This is a genomic window from Enterocloster sp. HCN-30185, from assembly GCF_037890305.1.
In the GTDB taxonomy this organism is placed as follows: domain Bacteria; phylum Bacillota; class Clostridia; order Lachnospirales; family Lachnospiraceae; genus Enterocloster.
In genome coordinates this window covers 128,584-148,479 of record NZ_JBBKBT010000001.1, presented here as the reverse complement: position 1 = coordinate 148,479, position 19,896 = coordinate 128,584, and the positions used below count along the sequence as shown (strand labels likewise).

Here is a 19,896-nt window from a genome sequence, read left to right as displayed (position 1 = left end):
CAAGGACATTGTGCTTTCAGACAGACTTTTTACAGTTTTGGAGCAAAGCGGACGAAGGAGGAAATTTGCTGTGGAGAAGAAACCATTTGTTACAAAAGAGCAGTTGGAGGAGATTACAAAGACGTATCCAACGCCGTTTCACCTGTATGATGAAAAAGGGATCAGGGAAAATGCCAGACAGTTAAAGGAGGCATTTTCATGGAATAAGGGATATAAGGAATACTTTGCGGTAAAGGCTACGCCTAATCCCTTTATTTTAAATATTTTAAAGGAGTATGGCTGCGGTACGGACTGCTCCTCCATGACAGAGCTTATGATGTCAAAGGCCTGCGGTTTTTCCGGAAACGACATCATGTTTTCTTCCAATGATACGCCTCTGGAGGAATTTGCCTATGCTGCAAAGCTGGGGGCGATCATCAATCTGGATGATATTACCCATATTGAGTGTGTGGAGCAGACGCTGGGGTATATTCCTGAGACCATCAGCTGCCGCTTTAATCCCGGCGGTGTTTTTAAGATCAGCAATGATATTATGGATAATCCCGGCGATTCCAAGTATGGTATGACAACGGAACAGATATTTGAGGCATTTAAGATCTTAAAGGCCAAGGGAGCAAAGAATTTCGGCATTCATGCCTTTTTGGCAAGCAACACGGTGACAAATGAGTATTACCCCATGCTGGCAAAGATCCTGTTTGAGCTGGCAGTCCGCCTCCATGAGGAAACGGGGGCTCATATTTCCTTTATCAATCTTTCCGGAGGTATCGGCATCCCTTACCGTCCGGATCAGGAGCCTAATGATATCCGCGCCATCGGCGAAGGGGTGCGGCAGGTCTATGAGGAGGTTTTGGTGCCTGCGGGTATGGGTGATGTAGCGCTGTGCACAGAACTGGGCCGTTTTATGCTGGGCCCCTATGGCTGTCTGGTTACAAAGGCCATCCATGAGAAGCATACCCATAAAGAGTATGTGGGTGTAGACGCCTGTGCGGTAAACCTGATGCGTCCCGCCATGTACGGCGCCTACCATCATATTACGGTGATGGGAAAGGAAAATGCACCCTGTGACCATATGTATGATATAGTGGGTTCCCTGTGCGAAAATAATGATAAATTTGCCATTGACCGGATGCTGCCTGAGATTGAAAAGGGTGATCTGCTGGTGATCCATGATACTGGAGCCCACGGTTTTGCCATGGGATATAATTACAATGGAAAATTAAGATCAGCAGAGCTTCTTTTAAAAGAAGACGGCTCGGCAGAAATGATCCGGAGGGCAGAGACGCCAAAGGATTACTTCGCTACCTTTGATTTTTGTAACATACTAAAGGATGCAGAATAAGGAGGTCTTAAAATGGCTGAGATCGGTTTTATCGGAATGGGAAATATGGGCCTGGCGATCCTGCACGGTCTTTTAAAGACCTGTGAGCCGGGAAGATTTATTTTTACGGCAGCTCATGCAGAAAAGATGGCTGCGGTTACAGAAGCTACCGGCGTGCCTCATGCAGAGTCCAACCGGGCCTGCGCGCAGAGCTGCAAATATCTGATCCTTGCGGTTAAGCCCCAGTATTTTGATGTAGTATTTGATGAGATCCGCGAGGTATTAGAGGAGGATCAGGTGGTGATCTCCCTGGCTCCGGGACAGACCATTTCCAGTTTAAAGGAGCGGCTGGGAGATGAGATCCGTGTGGTGCGGGCCATGCCAAATACTCCGGCTATGCTGGGAGCTGGAATGACGGGGATCGCCTTTGGCACCGATCCATTTACAGAGGAGGAAAAGGAGCAGATCTGCGCGGTCTTTAAAAGCTGTGGCGGCGTGGAGCTGATAGAGGAGAGCCAGATGGAGGCTGTGGGCTGCGTCAGCGGCTGCTCTCCGGCCTTTGTATACATGTTTATCGAGGCACTGGCAGACAGCGGCGTGAAATATGGGCTTCCCCGTAAAACAGCCTGTGAAATGGCAGCCCAGACCGTTCTTGGAAGCGCGAAAATGGTACTGGAAACGGGAAAGCATCCGGGGCAGTTAAAGGATGAGGTCTGCTCTCCGGGCGGAACCACCATTGCGGGAGTATCTGCTCTGGAAGAATTTGGATTTCGCAATGCAGTGATCAAAGCGGCAGACGCCTGCTATGAAAAAAGCCAGAAAATGAAATAGGGGAGGAAAAAACATGGCACAGAAACCAGAAAATGAAGGAATGCCGGTGATCCGTCTGGATCGGCAGCTAAAATATCAGGGAAATATTTTAAAGATTTACGAGGATACGGTTCTTGCCAACGGCCATGAGGCCCATTGGGACTATATCCACCATGACGGAGCTGCGGCAGTGCTGCCGGTAACGGATGAAGGAAAAATCCTCATGGTGCGCCAGTACAGAAACGCACTGGATCGTTTTACTCTGGAGATCCCGGCAGGAAAGCTGGATGATCCCAAAGAACCCAAAATTGAGTGTGCGTACCGGGAACTGGAGGAGGAAACGGGCTTTAAGACAGAAAAACTGGAATATCTGATCAGTGTTAATACTACGGTAGCCTTCTGCGATGAGGCCATTGATATTTTTGTTGCCCACAATCTGGTGCCAAGCCATCAGCATCTGGATGAGGATGAGGTCATAGAAGTAGAGGCCTGGGAGCTTAAGGATTTAGAGGAGCTGATCTTTACGGGAAAAATCACAGACGGAAAGACCATTGCCGCCATTATGGCTTACGGACGTAAGTACCGGAGTGTGGATAAGAAGGACGAGTTTGTATAAAACAGAAGGGTGAGCAGGATGGAAGAACGTGCGCCGGGAATTTATGAAGTGAAACTGTACAGCACGGGAGCCGGTGTGGATGAAATTCGTATTTTCCTGTCTGGAATACCTCTATGATGAGGACTTTGCCTTAAGAGAGAACCGAAACGGAATCCTGTACTGGGAGACTCCCTGATACATACGGATCCCTCCGGCCGCATACACCTGTTTTAAGGGGAAACAGGGAGAAACGGGAATGAAGATCAGAGGGAAAAAAATGGCGCTGGCAGCCAGAACGGTGACAGCTTTCAGACAGCGGCGTTTTTCCTATGAGGACTGGCTTATATTCTGCTTTGGAGCCGGGATCATAGGGGGAACAGCCGTTGTGCTTTTATTTGGAGAAGGAGCACTGGGAAGGGGCTTGCTTGCAGGAGAAGGCAGGGAGGATCTCTGGGGGAAGGGGATGATTTCCTGCCTGACAGAGACATTGAAAGATGGGGGGCTGGAACAGGCAATGAAGGAAGCCGGCGTTGTGAGTCTGCTGGCAAAGCGGCTGCTTCAGATGACTGCAGGATGGGTGGCAGGTCTAACGATCTGCAGCCCCTTCTTTTTTGGCTGCATTACCTGCTGGGGCGGAATGTGCCTTTCCGGGGCCTTGGCTTTTCTCACATTGGAAAAGGGCGTCTGGGGACTTCCAGTGTTTCTCTGGCTTTTGTTTCCACAGGGGGTGATTTATGGGATTACCTGGGCAGTCCTTGCAGGCTGGGCCGGAGGACGGGAACACCGTCTTCATCTGGCAGCTTTTTTTCTTCTGCTTCTTTTTACCGCAGCCGGAGCTCTGTTAGAGGGGATTTTTCATCACCCGTAATGTTTTCAGCCCTACTGTTCCAAAAGCCAGCAAAAGAGCTGACTGAAGTAGGTATCTGCGGCCTGGGGCTGTGAAAACAGCGAGTCATCATAAAGCACATAGGTGAGAGGGGACTTGTAATCCTCCCGGAAGGAAGGTTCCTTAAAGGGGCCAAACTGAGGGAGGAACAGGCCCTCTTTTTTTGTGTAGCAGGTTCGGGCAGTGGCCTTTTTCCGGGCAGACCGATCTACATACTCCCCTACGCTTTTATGGACGGCTGTGTCTTCAAAGGGGAGATAGTAGTAATCCTTATAATCGGGATAAAAATATTTAAGGCAGCCGCGGCAGAGGTGGATGGTGCAGACGGCTTTATTTTCATATAGCTCCAGACTCACCGGACCGGAAGAATATTCCAGCGGAACGGGAACAGAAACAGAGCCGGTACCCATAAGATGCAGAAGGGGCGTGTCCGTGGGCTCTGTACAGTCACCCTCCCATAATTCAGGAGCCTGAGGGAAAAGAGGGGATGAAAAGAAATCTGCATAGCTTAAAATGGGAAGGATAGCGGGCATTCCCTTTAAATCATCCTCATTGTGAAGGATCAGCAGATCATAGAGCGATTTTTCATGGGTGTGCAGATAATCGCGGTAGACCTCAATTAACTGTCCTCCAGTGTACTTATCCTCACGGGAAATGCCTAAAAACTGCTCAATGGCCTTCTGCTTCATGCTTTCTAATCCCAGAAGCTTCCGGTAAGGACGGATTTTTTTGTAGATATCCATACTTTCCATGCCCTCAAAGCTGTGGGAAAGACCCAGCCTGCGGCAGCATTTTTCCAGATAGGGAATGTCAAACCGGTCGCCGTTAAAGTGGATCAGGGTTTTAAAACGTTTTATAAAGACAAAGAATGCATCTAAAAGTTCTGATTCCGCCTGTCTGGTATCTGCAAACCACTGGATCAGCTTCCAGCCAAAGCCGTCATGGTACACGCAGCCGATCAGGTAGAGCTGGGAAGTGTCTCCGGAAAATCCGGTTGTTTCAATATCGAAGAAAAGCAGCTGTTCTTTTGGCCCGATCCGGTCCAGGGGATAGGTCTCCGGAAAATCAATGGGATGCTTAATGGTGATCATGGTGTTCCTTTCTGATATAGTTACTGAGGACAGTTTAGCGGAAAATAGGGAAATATGCAAGCATCTGTCAAAGGTGTATTTTAAAAACAGAAAATACGTTCGATACACCACTTGCATTGCGTGTGGCGGTATGTTATGATGAAGGTCAGAAATAAAAGCTGCCGGGAGCGGCAGAACGCACAGAGAAAAGGAACTGGATCGATGATATCATATATAAAAGGAACCCTGGAAGCAGTGGAAGAGGACATGATCATAGTGGAGACAGGAGGCATTGGCTATGGGATCCGTGTGCCTTTGTCCCTCTTAGAAGAGCTTCCGTCTCTGGGCTCTCCGGTGACTATTCATACGTATTTTCAGGTCCGTGAGGATTCCATGACACTTTATGGCTTTCTTAACCGGCAGGACAGAGAGATGTTTAAGCAGCTTATCAGCGTAAACGGCATCGGCCCCAGAGGCGCTCTGGGGATTTTGTCTGTTATGCGGCCCGACGACCTGCGGACGGCTATTGTAAGCGGCGACGCCAAGGCCATTTCCAGGGCACCCGGTATCGGCCCCAAAACGGCCCAGAGGCTGATTTTGGATTTAAAGGATAAGGTGGATCTGGAAGAGGTGATTTCCGGCTTTGGGGGCGGAAACGGCAGTGCAGTCCGGACCGAGGAACTTTCCGGGCTGGCATCAGCTGCAAAAGAAGCTGTGGAGGCCCTTACGGCCCTTGGCTATACGGGGGCAGAGGCTTCCAGGGCGGTAAAGCGCGTGGAAATGACAGAGGGAATGAATTCAGAGGATGTGCTTAAGGCTTCTTTAAAATTTCTGACCTTTCTGTAAGGGAAGAACTTAAAGGAAATAATTGGAAAATGATGAGGGACTTATGGAACGCAGGATCATAACAACAGAGGCAACAGAGGAGGATGTGCGTATTGAGACTACGCTGCGTCCTCAGTGCCTTGAGGACTATATTGGGCAGGAGAAAATCAAATCCACTCTGAAAATCTATATTGAGGCAGCCAAATCCAGAGGGGAAGCGCTGGATCATGTGCTGTTTTACGGCCCCCCTGGCCTTGGAAAGACCACCCTTTCCGGGATTATTGCAAATGAGATGGGAACGAAGATGAAGGTAACCAGCGGCCCGGCCATTGAAAAGCCTGGGGAGATGGCTGCGATCTTAAATAACCTTCAGGAGGGGGATGTGCTCTTTGTGGATGAGATCCACCGTTTAAACCGTCAGGTGGAGGAGGTACTTTATCCGGCCATGGAGGACTTTGCCATAGATATTATGCTGGGAAAGGATTCTTCGGCCCGCTCCATCCGTCTGGAGCTGCCCCATTTTACTCTGGTGGGCGCTACTACCAGAGCCGGCCTTCTTACGGCTCCTTTAAGAGACCGGTTCGGAGTGGTTCAGCGTCTGGAATTTTATACGCCCCAGGAGCTTAAGACCATTATCATGCATTCCGCAGGGGTGCTGGGAGTGGAGATCGATCCGGAAGGGGCATTAGAGCTTGCCCGACGGTCCAGAGGTACGCCCAGACTGGCAAACCGCCTTTTAAAAAGGGTAAGAGACTTCGCTCAGGTAAAATATGACGGAGCGATCACGAAAGAAGTGACGGATTTTGCTCTGGATATTATGGATGTGGACAAGCTGGGACTGGATCAGAATGACAGAAATATCCTGCTTATGATCATTGAGAAGTTTTCCGGCGGCCCTGTAGGGCTTGATACGCTGGCTGCGGCTTTGGGGGAAGACGCCGGAACCTTAGAGGATGTGTACGAACCCTATCTTCTGATGAATGGCCTGATCAACCGCACGCCCAGAGGAAGGATGGCCACAGAGAGCGCTTATCGTCATTTGGGCTTGGAAATGGGATGAAAATGTGGTAAGCTTCTGTTAGAGGGAAAGAACGTTTCCCCGGATCAGACAGGAGAATGAGTGAAGTATGGAAACAAAGAATTATACACAGGTTTTAATTGACGGAAAAATATATACTCTGGGCGGAAGCGAGGATGAGGCCTATCTTCAGCGGACGGCCAGCTATGTGAATGAAAAGAATATGCAGCTGCGCGGGATTCCGGGTTTCTCCAAGCAGAGTGCGGATTATCAGCAGGTTATGATCCAGTTAAATATTGCAGACGATTATTTTAAGGCGCTGGATCATTCGGAACAGATGGAAGAGGAACGCAACCGGATGGAAAAGGAGAGCTACAGCTTAAAGCATGAGCTGGTAAGCACTCAGATGAAGCTGGAAGCTGTGCTTAAGGATCTGGAGGAGCGCCAGGTGCAGCTGGAGGAGACGGCTTCACATTTAGCGAAGCTGGAACGGGAAAACAGAAATCTTACCCGCCAGAATGAAAGGCTGTCTCAGGAGCGGGCTGAGGCAGTGACAGAGGCGGAGCAGATGAAAGCCCTTATGCTTCATCAGGAGAACGAACTCCGGGCAGTGGGAGAAGCGGCTGCTTCTGAGGAAGAGCCTGTTGTTGAGGAGAATCCTGTTTTGGAGGAAGAACCTGAGGTTGGGAAAGAGACAGGAGAAGAGACCGCAGAAGAGGAAGCGGCAGAGGTTTCGAATGAAGAAGCGGAGGTTTCTGAACCGGCGGCTGCTCCTGAAGAAGAGGTTCGGCCTGTTTCCGATGAAGAGCTGGCAAGAAGAGCGCTTCAGGCAGCCAGAAAGGCAGGCTTTCACAGAGGCCGCAGATAGAAGGATACAAAAAAGACAGCATCGGGGGGATGTCTCATGGATTCGTATGGGGCATCCTTTCGTTATCCCTGAAGAGAACGGGGGAGAAATGTGGTTTTGGATCCGTTAAAAGACCAGGAAAGGCGGAAATAACATGAAAGAGAAAAAAAGAGCAGAGCTGCTTGCTCCGGCAGGCTCCTTTGCAAGCTTAAAGGCAGCAGTGGCAGCGGGCGCTGACGCTGTATATATGGGAGGAGCGCGGTTTGGAGCCAGAGCCTATGCTCAAAATGCAGATCAGGATGAGATGATCGCAGCCATTGAATACGCCCATCTCCATGGCTGCCGCCTTTATATGACCGTAAATACGCTCTTTAAGGAGAATGAGCTGGGAGAATTATATGAGTATCTGCTTCCCTATTATAAAGCCGGACTGGACGGTGTGATCGTTCAGGACCTGGGAGCCCTGTCCTTTATTCGGGAGCATTTTCCGGGAATAGAACTTCACGCCAGCACCCAGATGACCATTACCAGTGTTTACGGGGCAAAGGAGCTGAAGCGTCTGGGCTGCTGCCGGGTAGTGCCGGCCAGAGAGGTATCCTTAGAGGAGATCCGCCGGATCTATGATGAGACGGGAATGGATATTGAAACCTTTGTCCACGGGGCGCTGTGCTACTGCTATTCCGGACAGTGCCTTATGAGCAGCCTGATCGGGGGCAGAAGCGGAAACAGGGGCCGGTGTGCCCAGCCCTGCCGTCTTCCCTACCGGGTATATGAGCAGGAAAACGGAACAGCTGTTAATAAAGAGGATCAGAAATGTGTCCTCAGCATGAAGGATCTGTGCACGCTGGATATTTTGCCCCAGATTCTGGAAGCAGGTGTATTTTCACTGAAGATTGAAGGAAGGATGAAGAGCCCCAGATATACGGCCGGGGTAGTGCGGATTTACCGGAAGTATCTGAACCGGTATCTGGAATACGGTTCAGAAGGGTATTATGTGGAGCCGGAAGATAAAAAAGAGCTTCTGGATCTGTTTGACCGGGGAGGCTTTACCTCCGGCTACTACACCAGACATAATGGCCGCGACATGATCGCTTTAAAGGAAAAGCCGGAATTTCGGGAAACGAACAAAGAACTCTTTGACTTTCTGGACCGGGAATATGTGGAAACAGAGAAGAAAGAGCCTGTGGAGGGGTATGCATATCTGGCGGAGGGACTTCCGTCCGTGCTTACGCTGACCTGCGGGGATATTTCTGTGACGGTTTCCGGACAGGAGCCTCAGGCTGCGAAAAACCAGCCAATGACCAGAGAAAAGGTGATCCGCCAGCTGGGGAAAACAGGGGCTACGGCTTTTGAATTTACAGAGCTTGAGGCAGAGGTATGCGGAGCGCTGTTTCTTCCCGTTCAGGCATTAAATGAACTGCGCAGAGAGGGCTTTGAGGCGCTTACAGAGGCGATCCAGAATCAGTGGAGAAGAAAGGCGCCGGAGGCGGGAGAAGTTCAGAACGGTGCAGATTCCGGTGAGAAAAGCAGCCGGGCGGCTGGATGCGCCGGGCCTGTCCCGGATGAGAGTGCAGGTAAAAGACCGATGTATCTTACGGTATCCGCAGAAACCGGGGATCAGCTGTCTGCAGCGCTTGCCGTGCCGGAGGTCAGGAGGATCTGTCTGGATGCTTCATCCTTTCAGCCGGAGCGCTGGGCAGAATTTGTGCAGCTGATCCATCAGGCCGGAAAGGAGTGCTATCTTACCCTCCCGCACATTTTCAGGACCCATGCCATAGGATTTTTCCGAACATACCGTTCCTGTCTGGAGCTGGCAGGTTTTGACGGCCTTTTAATCCGTGCCTTTGAAGAAATACAGTGGATGAGAGAGGAGCAGATTTCCCTTTCTGCTTCCTTTGACGCCTCCGTCTATGCATGGAACCATGGGGCAGTACACACATTGAAGGAGGAGCAGGCTGCTTTTATCACTGCGCCATGGGAACTGAACAGCAGAGAGCTGGAGCCTGTTTTTGAGGCCTGCCGCAGAGAGGGGCTTCTGGCAGAGCTGATCGTTTATGGCCGGGCGCCCATGATGGTATCGGCCCAGTGCATTACAAAGACCGTAAAAGGCTGCAGTAAATGTCCCTCTCTTTTGTGGATGAAGGACAGAACCGGAGCACGGCTGCCGGTTCAGAATCACTGTGCGTTCTGCTATAATACGATTTTAAATCCTCTTCCCGTGTCCCTTCACGGCTGCGCAGATTCTGTAAAGCGTCTGGCTCCTGAGGGACTGCGCCTGTGCTTTACAATAGAAACAGGGGAGGAGACAAAGGCAGTATTAAATGCCTTTGCAGCAGAGTTTATCAGAGGAGAAAACGCAGAGCCTCCATTTACAGAATTTACCAGAGGCCATTTCAGGCGGGGAGTAGAATAGGGTATGGTTAATCTGATCCTGGAACTGTCCAAATATGTGATGATTTTTCTCATGGCTGTCTACACCTGGGCGAATTTCCGCTATTTTTCCTTCCCGGACCGGGAACGGAAGCTAAGGCTCTGCGCCAGACAGAACCATGTAATGTTTTTTATGCATTTTCTGTCCTATATGATATTGTTTTTAAAGGCAGAGGATGAAAAGACGTCGGGGCTTTTAGCCGCCTTTTATGCAGCCCAGGCTGTGTTTTTCCTGGTTTATATTTTCCTTACGCGGCGTTTTTACCGGAATGTTTCACGGATTCTGGTAAATAACACCTGTATGCTTCTGGCCGTAGGCCTGATTATGCTGAGCCGTTTGTCCATGTTTCGTGCAGATCCCTTAGATAAGGCTCTAAAGCAGTTTGTAATTATCTGCGGGGCAGCCGTTGTTTCCTGGCTGATCCCGTGGATCATGGAGCGGTTCTGGCAGATTTATAAATTCCAGTGGATTTACGCCGCGGTGGGGATCCTGGCTCTTCTTGCGGTCTGGATCGGAGGGGATGAGAGCTTTGGAGCGCAGCTTTCCTTTACCATTGGAGGAATTTCCATCCAGCCCTCGGAATTTGTAAAGCTGACCTTTGTGCTCTTTACGGCTTCCATGTTTTACCAGTCCACGGAATTGAAACAAGTCTGTATTACAACTGCCGCCGCAGCGGCCCATGTGCTGATCCTGGTTCTGTCAAAGGATCTGGGAGGAGCATTGATCCTGTTTGTAAGCTATGTGCTTATGCTTTTTATCGCCACGGGAAAGAAGCTGTATCTGTTTGGCGGGATTGGACTTGGCTGCGGAGCGGCCGCTGCTGCCTTTGGCCTGTTTGACCATGTAAAGCGCAGAGTGGCTGCCTGGAAAAATCCCTGGGCGGATATTGACAATACGGGTTATCAGATCACCCAGTCGCTGTTTGCCATCGGTACAGGAGGGTGGTTTGGCATGGGGCTGTGCCAGGGAATGCCGGGAAAAATCCCAGTGGTGGAAAAGGATTTTATCTTTGCGGCCATAGGAGAGGAGTTTGGAGGCATCTTTGCCGTCTGCCTGCTTTTAATCTGTCTGGGCTGTTTTATCCAGTTTATGATGATCGCTTCTCGGATGCAGGCCATGTTTTACAAGCTGATTGCCTTTGGGCTGGGAATCCAGTATGTGACGCAGGTATTTTTAACCGTAGGCGGTGTGACGAAGTTTATCCCATCTACCGGCGTGACCCTTCCCTTTGTAAGCTATGGCGGCAGTTCCATTGTGAGCACCTTTATGCTCTTTGCCATGATCCAGGGACTGTATATTATTAAACGAAATGACGAAGAAGAGATGGGGGTGGCTGAGGACTGATGGCAAAAAAAGGAAAAAAACAGACAGGGGAATCTCCTGCAAACCGCAGTATCCTCAGGATTACCTACGGAATTGCCCTGCTGTTTCTGGCACTTATTTTATATGTAGGGTATTTTATACAGATACAGGGACCGGAGGTGATCAATAATTCCTACAATGCCCGTCTGGACCGTTTTTCCGACCGGGTTCACAGGGGGAAGATCCTGGCGTCTGACGGTACGGTTCTGGCTCACAATGAGGAGGATGAGGATGGAAATGAGCTGCGGGTTTACGACCATGGGGATGTATTTGCACATGTAGTAGGGTATTCCACCAAGGGAAAGACAGGAATTGAGTCTCTGGCAAATTTTTATCTCATTACATCCCATGTAAATCTCATCGAGCAGGCGGTAAATGAATTAAGCGGAAGGAAAAATCTGGGAGATGATGTGGTAACCACTCTGGACATCAATCTTCAGCAGACCGCCTATTCCGCTTTGGGAGACCGAAGAGGAGCGGTGATCGCCATGGAGCCGGACACGGGAAAGATTTTAGCGATGGTGTCAAAGCCGGACTATGATCCCAATACGCTGCTTACGGACTGGGCTGCTCTCACAGACAGCGCCAATACCCAAAGCCAGCTTTTAAACCGCGCGGCCCAGGGGCTGTATGCTCCCGGTTCTACCTTTAAGATCCTGACTGCCCTGGAATATATCAGGGAGCATCCGGACAATTACAAAGACTTTCATTTTGACTGCAATGGCGTATATCACAATGGAGAGTATTCCATCAAATGCTTTCACAGCGAGGCTCATGGCAGCCAGGATTTTGTAAAGGCCTTTGCTAATTCCTGCAACGGAGCATTTTCAAGCATGGGGCTGGAGCTGGATTTAAACCGGTTTGCAGCTACGGCAGAGGAACTTTTATATAACCGGCCGCTGCCATTTTCCGGCTTTCCTTATAAAGAGAGCAGCTTCAATATGAAAGCCGGAGCCGATATCTGGGAGATTTTGCAGTCCTCCATCGGACAGGGAACTACCCTGATCACGCCCCTGCACAGTGTCCTGATCACCTCGGCTGTGGCTAATGGGGGAACGCTGATGAAGCCTTATCTGTTAGACCGGGTAGTAAGTGCAGGCGGGGAAGAGGTTAAGAAGTTTCTTCCGGAGGCCTATGGTTCCATGATGACGGCAGATGAGGCGGGAAAGCTCACAGAGCTTATGAAGGCTGTGACGGATGTGGGCACAGGCTCTGCGGTCCGTACAGAGGATTACACCGCTGCAGTTAAAACAGGAACTGCGGAATTTGAAACCGGAAAGGAAACGCATGCCTGGTTTACGGGCTTTGCCCCGGCAGAAGCTCCAAAGATTGCAGTTACGGTGCTGGTGGAGGAGTCAGGAAGCGGAGGAAAGATAGCAGGGCCTGTTGCCAGGGCCATGTTTGACGCATATCTTTTGAAAAAATAGCGAACTATGTAGAAAACAGCGGTATTTCGTGCTATAATGCCTCTGTTTGTCTGATACAAAAGGAAACGTTGCAAATGACGAAAGGAGCGATCAGGTGTTTCGAGCAGATGATTATGTTAAGGTAACCAGCCTGGCTGAGGCATACGAGCTGTGCCAGAAACGCAGCAGCCTGGTAGTAGGAGGCATGGTGTGGCTGAAGATGACAAACGTGACAAAGCGTATGGTCATCGACTTATCCGGTCTTGGGCTGGATCAGATTGAAGAAAATGAAGAGGAATTTTCCATAGGAGCTATGTGCAGCCTGAGACAGTTGGAAATTCATGAAGGACTGAATACATATTTCGGAGGCATTTTTAAGGAGTGCACCAGACATATCGTAGGAGTTCAGATGCGCAACTGCGCAACTGTAGGCGGAAGCGTATATGCCCGTTTCGGATTTTCCGATATCATTACCTGCCTGCTGGCTCTTGACGCTTATGTAGAGCTGTACCACGGCGGCATGGTGCCGATCAAAGAGTTCGCAGCCCGTCCGGTTCACAGGGATGACAGAGATATCCTTGTCCGTGTGGTGATCAAAAAGGACGGAAGAAAGGCTGCCTATATCAGCCAGAGAAATTCCAGTACGGATTTCCCGCTGCTTGCAGTCTGCGCTGCAAATCTGGGCAACCAGTGGTTCGTATCCATCGGAGCCAGACCGGCAAAGGCAGCGTTAGTAGAATTTACAGAAGATAATTTTGACACCATAAAGGAAATGGCAAAGCAGGCAGCAGACGCAGTTTCCTATGGAGATAATACAAGAGGCAGCGGACAGTACCGCCATAGCCTGGCAGTTGTGTATGTAAGACGCCTCATGGAGCGCTTAAAGGGAAGGAGTGTGAGCCGGTAATGGAGATTCGCTTTCGTTTAAATGGAAAACAGGTTCAGGCAGAGGTGCGTCCGGATACGGTGCTTCTTGATCTGGTGCGTGAACTGGGCTGCTACAGCGTAAAAAGAGGCTGTGAAACAGCAAACTGTGGCCTGTGTACTGTCTGGCTGGACGGAAAGCCCGTATTGTCATGTTCCACTCTGGCTCTCAGAGCGGATGGACGTCATGTAACTACTCTGGAGGGGCTTCAGAAGGAGGCAGAGGAATTTGGCATGTTCTTAGCCGCTGAGGGCGGAGAGCAGTGCGGCTTCTGCAGCCCGGGCTTTATTATGAACGTACTGGCCATGGAGCGGGAGTTAAAGGATCCTACAGAGGAGGAGATCAAGGAGTATTTAGCCGGAAATCTCTGCCGCTGCAGCGGATATATGTCCCAGCTTCGTGCAGTTAAAAAGTATCTGGATGCAAAGCAGAAAGGAGGCAGGGACTGATGGCATATTCACAGAAACGGCCCGCTGAGGCCAAAAAGCTGCGTGTAGTAGGCGCACCCCTGATCAAGAGAGATGCGAAAGCTCTTGTGACGGGAAAGCCGGTGTATACGGATGATCTTGCCATGAAGGACTGCCTGATCGTAAAGGTTCTGCGCAGCCCCTATGCCCATGCGCTGATCCGTGAGATCGACTGCGCCGTAGCCTCCAAGGTACAGGGAATCGAATGTATCCTTACCTGGAAGGATGTGCCGAAGAAGCGCTTTACCATGGCAGGACAGACCTATCCGGAGCCCAGCCCCTATGACCGTCTGATCCTTGATCAGAGAGTGCGCTTCGTGGGCGACGCGGTAGCCATTGTAGCAGGTGAGGACGAGGCCTGTGTAGACCGGGCCATGCGGTTGATCAAGGTAAAATATGAGGTATTAGAGCCTGTTCTTGATATGCATGATGCAAAGGACGGAGACATTTTAGTTCATCCTGAGGAGGACTGGAAGGCCCTCTGTCCCGTTGGCGCTGACAATATGCGCAATCTCTGTGCCTGTGGTAAGGATGAGGCCGGAGACCTGGAAGCCGCATTTTCAGGCAGCAGCCATGTAATTGAACGTGTTTACCATACAAAGGCAAATCAGCAGGCCATGATGGAGACCTTCCGGGCCTTCACCTATATGGATATCTACGGAAGACTGGTTGTAACCGCATCTACCCAGGTTACCTTCCATGTGCGCCGGATCCTGGCTCATGCGCTGGATGTGCCAAAGTCAAAGATCCGTGTGATCAAGCCCAGGATTGGCGGCGGCTTCGGAGCCAAGCAGACTGTAATCGCAGAGGTTTACCCTGCCATCGTTACCATGAAGACAGGAAAGCCCGCAAAGATCGTTTACAGCCGCTACGAGTCCCAGATTGCTTCCTCTCCCCGCCATGAGATGGAAGTAAAGGTAAAATTAGGCTGCGACGACGAAGGCATTTTACAGGCAATCGACGTTTACACCCTGTCCAACACAGGCGCTTACGGCGAGCACGGGCCGACGACCGTAGGACTTTCCGGACACAAATCTATTCCTCTGTACGGAACTCCAAAGGCCTTCCGCTTTGCCTATGATGTAGTCTACACCAACCGTATGTCTGCAGGCGCATACCGCGGCTATGGTGCGACCCAGGGTATTTTTGCCGTAGAGTCTGCCATTGACGAGCTGGCTGCAGAGCTTCATATGGATCCGGTTAAGCTGCGTGAAAAAAATATGATCCGTGAAGGACAGGTAATGCCTGCATATTACGGAGAAACGGCAGAAAGCTGCACGCTGGACCGCTGTGTGGATCGTGTAAAGGAAATGATCGGCTGGGATGAGAAGTATCCCAGAAAGGATATGGGAAATGGAAAGGTCCGCGGCGTAGGAATTGCCATGGCTATGCAGGGTTCATCTATTTCAAAGGTAGATGTGGCTTCTGTAACCATCAAGGTAAATGATGACGGTTTTTATTCCATGACCATCGGTGCATCCGATATGGGAACGGGCTGCGATACCACCCTGGCGCAGGTAGCGGCAGAGTGTCTGAACTGTGAGATGGATGATATCGTTGTCTACGGCGTAGATACGGATATTTCTCCCTATGACTCCGGTTCCTATGCTTCCAGTACGGCCTACCTGACCGGAAACGCAGTGGTTAAGACCTGCGAGACCTTAAAGAAAAAGATTATAAAGAAGGCCGCAGAATACTTAAGCTGCGGCGAGGATGAACTGGAATTTACCGGAAAATCCGTAAAGCGTCTCACTCCGGTGCCCGAAGGCTCAGGATTTGAAAATGAGATTTCCCTTCTGGATATCGGAAACAGAGCGATGTGCTTTAATAACGAGGCACTTCAGGCAACCGAATCCTGTACATCTCCCGTATCTCCGCCTCCGTTCATGGCAGGTGCGGCAGAAGTAGAGGTAGATATGGAAACCGGACAGATCGATCTGATCCAGTTTGTATCAGCCGTTGACTGCGGTACGCCGTTAAATGAAAATCTGGCAAGAGTACAGACAGAGGGCGGACTGGTACAGGGCATCGGAATGGCTCTTTACGAGGATGTAACCTATCTGAAAAACGGCCATGTCTGCGAGAATTCCCTGATGCAGTACAAGCTTCCCACCCGTCTGGACATTGGCAGGGTGCAGGTAGAGCTGGAATGCAGCTATGAGCCGACAGGCCCCTTTGGCGCCAAGTCCATTGGTGAGATCGTAATCAATACTCCGTCCCCGGCCATTGCCAATGCAGTATACAATGCAGTCGGCGTCCGGATCAGAGAGCTTCCGATTACGGCTGAAAAGATATTTAATGGTTTAAATCAGTAATTAAATTAAGCAAACTGACTGTTATACAGTTCCGCATAAGCGCCTCCTGATTCCAGGAGGCGTTTGTGATTCCCCTGCTCGATAATCGTACCATTCTGCATTACCAGGATCAGATCCGCATCCACAATGGTAGACAGACGGTGGGCGATCACAAAAGAAGTACGGCCCTTCATCAGTGTGTTCATGGCAAGGCTGATCTCCATTTCCGTCCGGGTATCCACAGAAGAGGTAGCCTCATCCAGGATCAGGATGGCAGGATCGCAGAGCATGACCCTGGCGATGGTAAGGAGCTGGCGCTGTCCTGCGGAAATAGTTTCCGCATCGCTTCCAAGAACCGTATCGTATCCCTTAGGCAGCGTACGGATAAAAAAGTCGGCTCTGGCTGCCTTTGCAGCAGCAATAATCTCTTCTCTGGAAGCATCCGGCTTTCCATAGGCAATATTTTCCGCAATGGTCCCCTCAAAAAGCCAGGTGTCCTGCAGTACCATGCCAAAGGCCTGGCGAAGGTCGGCCCGGCTTAAGGAGTGGGTGTCTACGCCGTCCAGTAAAATGGTTCCGCCGCCGATTTCATAGAAACGCATCAGCAGATTGATCAGCGTGGTTTTTCCCGCACCCGTAGCGCCTACGATAGCGATTTTCTGCCCTTCTTTTACGGAAAAGCTGATATCAGACATGAGGGTGCGCTCCGGAGTGTAGCCGAAACGGATATGAGAGAAGTCCACATGGCCCTTTGGGGCGGGAAGACAGGCCGGATGCTCAGGATCCGGTAGGATTTCTTCTTCGTCCAGCAGCTCATAGACCCGTTCCACCGATGCAAGGGCAGACTGGAGGGAATTGATCATATAGGACAGCTCGGTAATGGGTTCTCCGGCCTGATTGGCATACTGGAAGAACGCCTGGAACCGTCCCGGGGTCAGGTGGCCCTTTAAGAGCATAACACCTCCCAAAACAGCCACAGCAACCTGTCCGAACCGGTTGATAACGCGGATTCCGGGGTTAATGGCATTGATGATCCAATCTGTTTTTTCGGAAGCGTCTGCCAGCTCCACAGCGGCCTGGCGGATCTGGGCCAGACTTTCCTCTTCCCGGTTAAAGGCTTTGATCAGCATACGGCCGCTGTAGGCTTCTTCGATAAGGCTGTTGAGCCGTCCCGTACAATCCTGGCGTCTGGCCGCATAGCACAGGGTCTTTCGTGAAGCGGCTTTGGCTGCCAGCAGGGAAATTGCGGTGAAGAACAAAAAGACCGCAGTGAGGAATCCGTCAAAGTAAGCCATGATAGAAAGAGAACCCAGGATAGTTCCAACAGCCATAAATAGGCGCAGAAGTCCCGTTTGAAGAGCCTCGGACATTTTTTCGAGGTCATTGGTGGCCCGGCTCATGATGGCTCCCGGCTGCTGGCGGTCAAAGTAGGACAAGGGAAGACGGTTTAACTTCTCGCTGATCTCCCCCCGCAGCTGCAGGTTCAGCTTCTCTGCAAAGCTTGCCATAAGAAAGCTCTGGAGGGAATAGAAGATACCGCAGGCTAAAAACATGAGAAGAAGGGAGAAAAGCTGCCTTCCGCCAAACTCCCAGGTGATCTGAAAATGCTGTCCGGTATGCATTGCCTCCTTCATCTGGTTCCAGATCAGGTCTACCACATCTGCACTGTATAAGGGCGCCATGACCGTAAAATAGGTATAAAAGGCAATACAGATAAATACAACGGTCAGTCTCCATTTCTGCTTCCCCATAGAGCGGATAAAGCGCAGAATGGTCTTTTTCATATGCTTTGCTTCAAATACTTCTGTATCAAAATAATTCTGGTCATTTTCCATAAAATCAATGAACCTCCCTTAAAATATGACAAAATCAGGCGTCACGAAGCTGGGAACGCACAATATCCTTATATACCGGACAGTGCTCCAAAAGCCAGGAATGAGTGCCCAGTCCTGCGATTTTCCCGTCATCCAGCACCAGGATCTGGTCCGCGTGAAGAATGGTGCTTACACGCTGGGCGATGATGATGACAGCCGCATCTTTCGTGGCATCCTTTAAAGCATGGCGGAGAGCTGCGTCTGTCTTTGCGTCCAGAGCGGAAAAACTGTCGTCAAAGATATAAACAGCGGCTTTTTTTGCCAGTGCCCTGGCGATGGAAAGGCGCTGCTTCTGTCCGCCTGAAAAATTCGTGCCCCCCTGAGCTGTATGGGAAGCCAGGCCATCCGGCAGGTCATATACAAAGCCCGCCTGAGCTGTATCCAGAGCTGTCCGCAGCTCCGCCTCCGAGGCGTTGGGATTTCCATACCGCAGGTTTTCTTCAATGGTGCCGGAAAAGAGCCAGGCTTTCTGGGGTACATAAGATACTGCGTCACGAAGCTTTTTCTGGGGAAGTTCCCGGATATCGGTTCCATCCAGACAAATCCGTCCGGAGGTAACATCGTGAAAGCGCAGAATCAACTTTGCAATGGTGGATTTTCCGCTTCCCGTACCGCCGATAATGGCAGTTGTAGTGCCTTTCTCACATTGAAAGGCCAGATGACTTAAGGTATTCTCATCCGCATCCGGGAAGCGGAAGGTAACGTCGTCAAAGGACAGGAGAGCGTGGGAGGAGGCAGCGCCCCCCAAATCAAGTGCCTCAGATGTATGGGGATCAGGTTTCACGATTTCAGTTTTAGCCGGAACCGGAAGCTTATCCTGTATCTCCGGTTCCAGTGACAGCACCTCAGCCATTCGCTCAATACACACCAGGGCTCTGGGCACCATAATGATAACCATCTGGGCCATCATGATATAGAACAGGATCCAGATCGCATATTCAGTCACAGCTGTAATGCCGCCGATTTCCATGGCCCCGGCTCCGGTCAGATTGCCGCCTATATACAGGATTGCAACAACCGTCAGGTTGATCGCTACATTGGCAATGCTGTCCAGTGCTGCAAAGAGCCGGTTGGCCCGGATGGCAGAATCGGCATAATCAGAAAAGGTCCGGTTTAACCGTCCCGCTTCATGGTGTTCCTTTCCAAAGGCACGGATCACGCGCACACCGGTGATTGTTTCTCTGAGAACCGTATTCACCCGGTCTAAAAACCGCTGAAGCCGTTCAAAGATAGGGGCCGCCCTGCGGATAATAAAGAAGCCTGCTGTCAGCAGAAAAATTACTACGGCTGTAACCAGATATCCCATAGAAGGATGGATCCGAAAAGCAAAAATGATGCCCAGGATACACATGATCGGAACGGGAAGAACCATCTGGATGCACATGACGAAGGCGGTCTGGATAGAGTTAATATCATTTAAGGTTCGGGTTACCATAGAAGCTGTTCCGAACCGTTCAAAATCCGCTGCGGAAAAACTCAGGCTTTTTTCGTAGACAGCCACACGCATGTCCCGGCCAAGTCTGGCAGACAGGCGCGCACAGAGAAAGCTTCCCCACAAAGCGCCGAAACCGGCCATCAGGGAGATAGCCAGCATGATAAGGCCCTCGTGAAGGATCGGCATAAGCCCTGCGCCTGCTGCGGCAAGATTTAACATTTTGGCGGTTACCGTAGGCACCAGAAGGGCTCCGGCCACATCTAAAAGCACGGTAAAGAATATCAGGACACAGGTCATTCGGTAAGGTTTCAGAAATCGTATAAAATATTGCAT

At 50.6% G+C, this 19,896-nt stretch carries 16 protein-coding genes; 13 read left to right on the top strand and 3 right to left on the bottom strand.

The features are described from left to right. Nucleotides 1-70: 70 nt before the first annotated feature. The 4 genes from WKT10_RS00680 to WKT10_RS00665 all read left to right on the top strand — a co-directional run bounded on the left by WKT10_RS00680 (nt 71) and on the right by WKT10_RS00665 (nt 3,591). On the top strand, nt 71-1,339 hold the full coding sequence (locus WKT10_RS00680; protein WP_066545255.1) for a diaminopimelate decarboxylase: 1,269 nt from the start codon (nt 71-73) through the stop codon (nt 1,337-1,339). 12 nt (nt 1,340-1,351) lie between these two features. Then, nucleotides 1,352-2,149: a pyrroline-5-carboxylate reductase gene (gene proC / locus WKT10_RS00675; RefSeq protein ID WP_296036090.1), complete on the top strand. Its 798-nt coding sequence runs from the start codon at nt 1,352-1,354 to the stop codon at nt 2,147-2,149. 13 nt (nt 2,150-2,162) lie between these two features. After that, nucleotides 2,163-2,744: an NUDIX hydrolase gene (locus WKT10_RS00670; protein ID WP_066544507.1), complete on the top strand. Its 582-nt coding sequence runs from the start codon at nt 2,163-2,165 to the stop codon at nt 2,742-2,744. Between the two features lie 235 nt (nt 2,745-2,979). After that, nucleotides 2,980-3,591, top strand: a complete 612-nt coding sequence (locus WKT10_RS00665) for a hypothetical protein (protein WP_066544505.1) — start codon at nt 2,980-2,982, stop codon at nt 3,589-3,591. 11 nt (nt 3,592-3,602) lie between these two features. Here WKT10_RS00665 and WKT10_RS00660 read toward each other — a convergent pair whose 3' ends face one another. Next, nucleotides 3,603-4,700, bottom strand: coding sequence for a ribonuclease H-like domain-containing protein (locus WKT10_RS00660; RefSeq protein ID WP_340274795.1), 1,098 nt, complete (start codon nt 4,698-4,700; stop codon nt 3,603-3,605). 201 nt (nt 4,701-4,901) lie between these two features. Between WKT10_RS00660 and ruvA the strand changes: the two genes are divergently transcribed. From ruvA to WKT10_RS00615, 9 genes are all read left to right on the top strand, one after another. After that, nucleotides 4,902-5,525 (top strand): Holliday junction branch migration protein RuvA, encoded by a 624-nt coding sequence (gene ruvA, locus WKT10_RS00655; protein ID WP_337434327.1) that lies wholly within the window; start codon nt 4,902-4,904, stop codon nt 5,523-5,525. Between the two features lie 43 nt (nt 5,526-5,568). Next, nucleotides 5,569-6,564: a Holliday junction branch migration DNA helicase RuvB gene (ruvB, locus tag WKT10_RS00650; RefSeq protein ID WP_296036076.1), complete on the top strand. Its 996-nt coding sequence runs from the start codon at nt 5,569-5,571 to the stop codon at nt 6,562-6,564. 67 nt (nt 6,565-6,631) lie between these two features. Then, entirely contained in the window at nt 6,632-7,390 is a 759-nt protein-coding gene (gene zapA / locus WKT10_RS00645; protein ID WP_337933617.1) for a cell division protein ZapA, read from the top strand. A gap of 133 nt (nt 7,391-7,523) precedes the next feature. Beyond that, nucleotides 7,524-9,782 carry a U32 family peptidase gene (locus WKT10_RS00640; RefSeq protein WP_340274788.1) on the top strand — a complete coding sequence of 753 codons (2,259 nt, stop codon included), beginning with the start codon at nt 7,524-7,526 and terminating at the stop codon, nt 9,780-9,782. Between the two features lie 3 nt (nt 9,783-9,785). Beyond that, on the top strand, nt 9,786-11,144 hold the full coding sequence (locus WKT10_RS00635) for an FtsW/RodA/SpoVE family cell cycle protein (protein ID WP_340274786.1): 1,359 nt from the start codon (nt 9,786-9,788) through the stop codon (nt 11,142-11,144). Then, a complete protein-coding gene (locus WKT10_RS00630; protein WP_340274784.1) occupies nt 11,144-12,589 on the top strand; it encodes a peptidoglycan D,D-transpeptidase FtsI family protein in 1,446 nt (481 codons plus the stop codon). The genes WKT10_RS00635 and WKT10_RS00630 overlap by 1 nt, the downstream gene beginning before the upstream one ends. Nucleotides 12,590-12,683: 94 nt before the next feature. After that, on the top strand, nt 12,684-13,475 hold the full coding sequence (locus tag WKT10_RS00625; protein WP_066544497.1) for an FAD binding domain-containing protein: 792 nt from the start codon (nt 12,684-12,686) through the stop codon (nt 13,473-13,475). Further along, nucleotides 13,475-13,942 (top strand): (2Fe-2S)-binding protein, encoded by a 468-nt coding sequence (locus tag WKT10_RS00620; protein ID WP_066544495.1) that lies wholly within the window; start codon nt 13,475-13,477, stop codon nt 13,940-13,942. The genes WKT10_RS00625 and WKT10_RS00620 overlap by 1 nt, the downstream gene beginning before the upstream one ends. Continuing rightward, on the top strand, nt 13,942-16,275 hold the full coding sequence (locus WKT10_RS00615) for a xanthine dehydrogenase family protein molybdopterin-binding subunit (RefSeq protein ID WP_340274781.1): 2,334 nt from the start codon (nt 13,942-13,944) through the stop codon (nt 16,273-16,275). Before WKT10_RS00620 ends, WKT10_RS00615 begins: the two co-directional genes overlap by 1 nt. 5 nt (nt 16,276-16,280) lie before the next feature. On the opposite strand, the gene WKT10_RS00610 is transcribed toward WKT10_RS00615, so the two are convergent. Next, entirely contained in the window at nt 16,281-18,089 is a 1,809-nt protein-coding gene (locus WKT10_RS00610; RefSeq protein WP_340274779.1) for an ABC transporter ATP-binding protein, read from the bottom strand. A gap of 34 nt (nt 18,090-18,123) precedes the next feature. Further along, on the bottom strand, nt 18,124-19,896 hold the full coding sequence (locus WKT10_RS00605; protein WP_340274777.1) for an ABC transporter ATP-binding protein: 1,773 nt from the start codon (nt 19,894-19,896) through the stop codon (nt 18,124-18,126).

Excerpts from the sequence above, each read along its gene's own strand:
- WKT10_RS00615 (WP_340274781.1), top strand. The coding sequence starts at position 13,942 with ATGGCATATTCACAGAAACGGCCCGCTGAGGCCAAAAAGCTGCGTGTA.
- WKT10_RS00660 (WP_340274795.1), bottom strand. The coding sequence starts at position 4,700 with ATGATCACCATTAAGCATCCCATTGATTTTCCGGAGACCTATCCCCTG.
- ruvB (WP_296036076.1), top strand. The coding sequence starts at position 5,569 with ATGGAACGCAGGATCATAACAACAGAGGCAACAGAGGAGGATGTGCGT.
- ruvA (WP_337434327.1), top strand. The coding sequence starts at position 4,902 with ATGATATCATATATAAAAGGAACCCTGGAAGCAGTGGAAGAGGACATG.
- WKT10_RS00635 (WP_340274786.1), top strand. The coding sequence starts at position 9,786 with ATGGTTAATCTGATCCTGGAACTGTCCAAATATGTGATGATTTTTCTC.
- proC (WP_296036090.1), top strand. The coding sequence starts at position 1,352 with ATGGCTGAGATCGGTTTTATCGGAATGGGAAATATGGGCCTGGCGATC.
- WKT10_RS00605 (WP_340274777.1), bottom strand. The coding sequence starts at position 19,896 with ATGCAATATTTTATACGATTTCTGAAACCTTACCGAATGACCTGTGTC.
- WKT10_RS00665 (WP_066544505.1), top strand. The coding sequence starts at position 2,980 with ATGAAGATCAGAGGGAAAAAAATGGCGCTGGCAGCCAGAACGGTGACA.
- WKT10_RS00670 (WP_066544507.1), top strand. The coding sequence starts at position 2,163 with ATGGCACAGAAACCAGAAAATGAAGGAATGCCGGTGATCCGTCTGGAT.
- WKT10_RS00640 (WP_340274788.1), top strand. The coding sequence starts at position 7,524 with ATGAAAGAGAAAAAAAGAGCAGAGCTGCTTGCTCCGGCAGGCTCCTTT.
- WKT10_RS00620 (WP_066544495.1), top strand. The coding sequence starts at position 13,475 with ATGGAGATTCGCTTTCGTTTAAATGGAAAACAGGTTCAGGCAGAGGTG.
- zapA (WP_337933617.1), top strand. The coding sequence starts at position 6,632 with ATGGAAACAAAGAATTATACACAGGTTTTAATTGACGGAAAAATATAT.
- WKT10_RS00610 (WP_340274779.1), bottom strand. The coding sequence starts at position 18,089 with ATGGAAAATGACCAGAATTATTTTGATACAGAAGTATTTGAAGCAAAG.
- WKT10_RS00630 (WP_340274784.1), top strand. The coding sequence starts at position 11,144 with ATGGCAAAAAAAGGAAAAAAACAGACAGGGGAATCTCCTGCAAACCGC.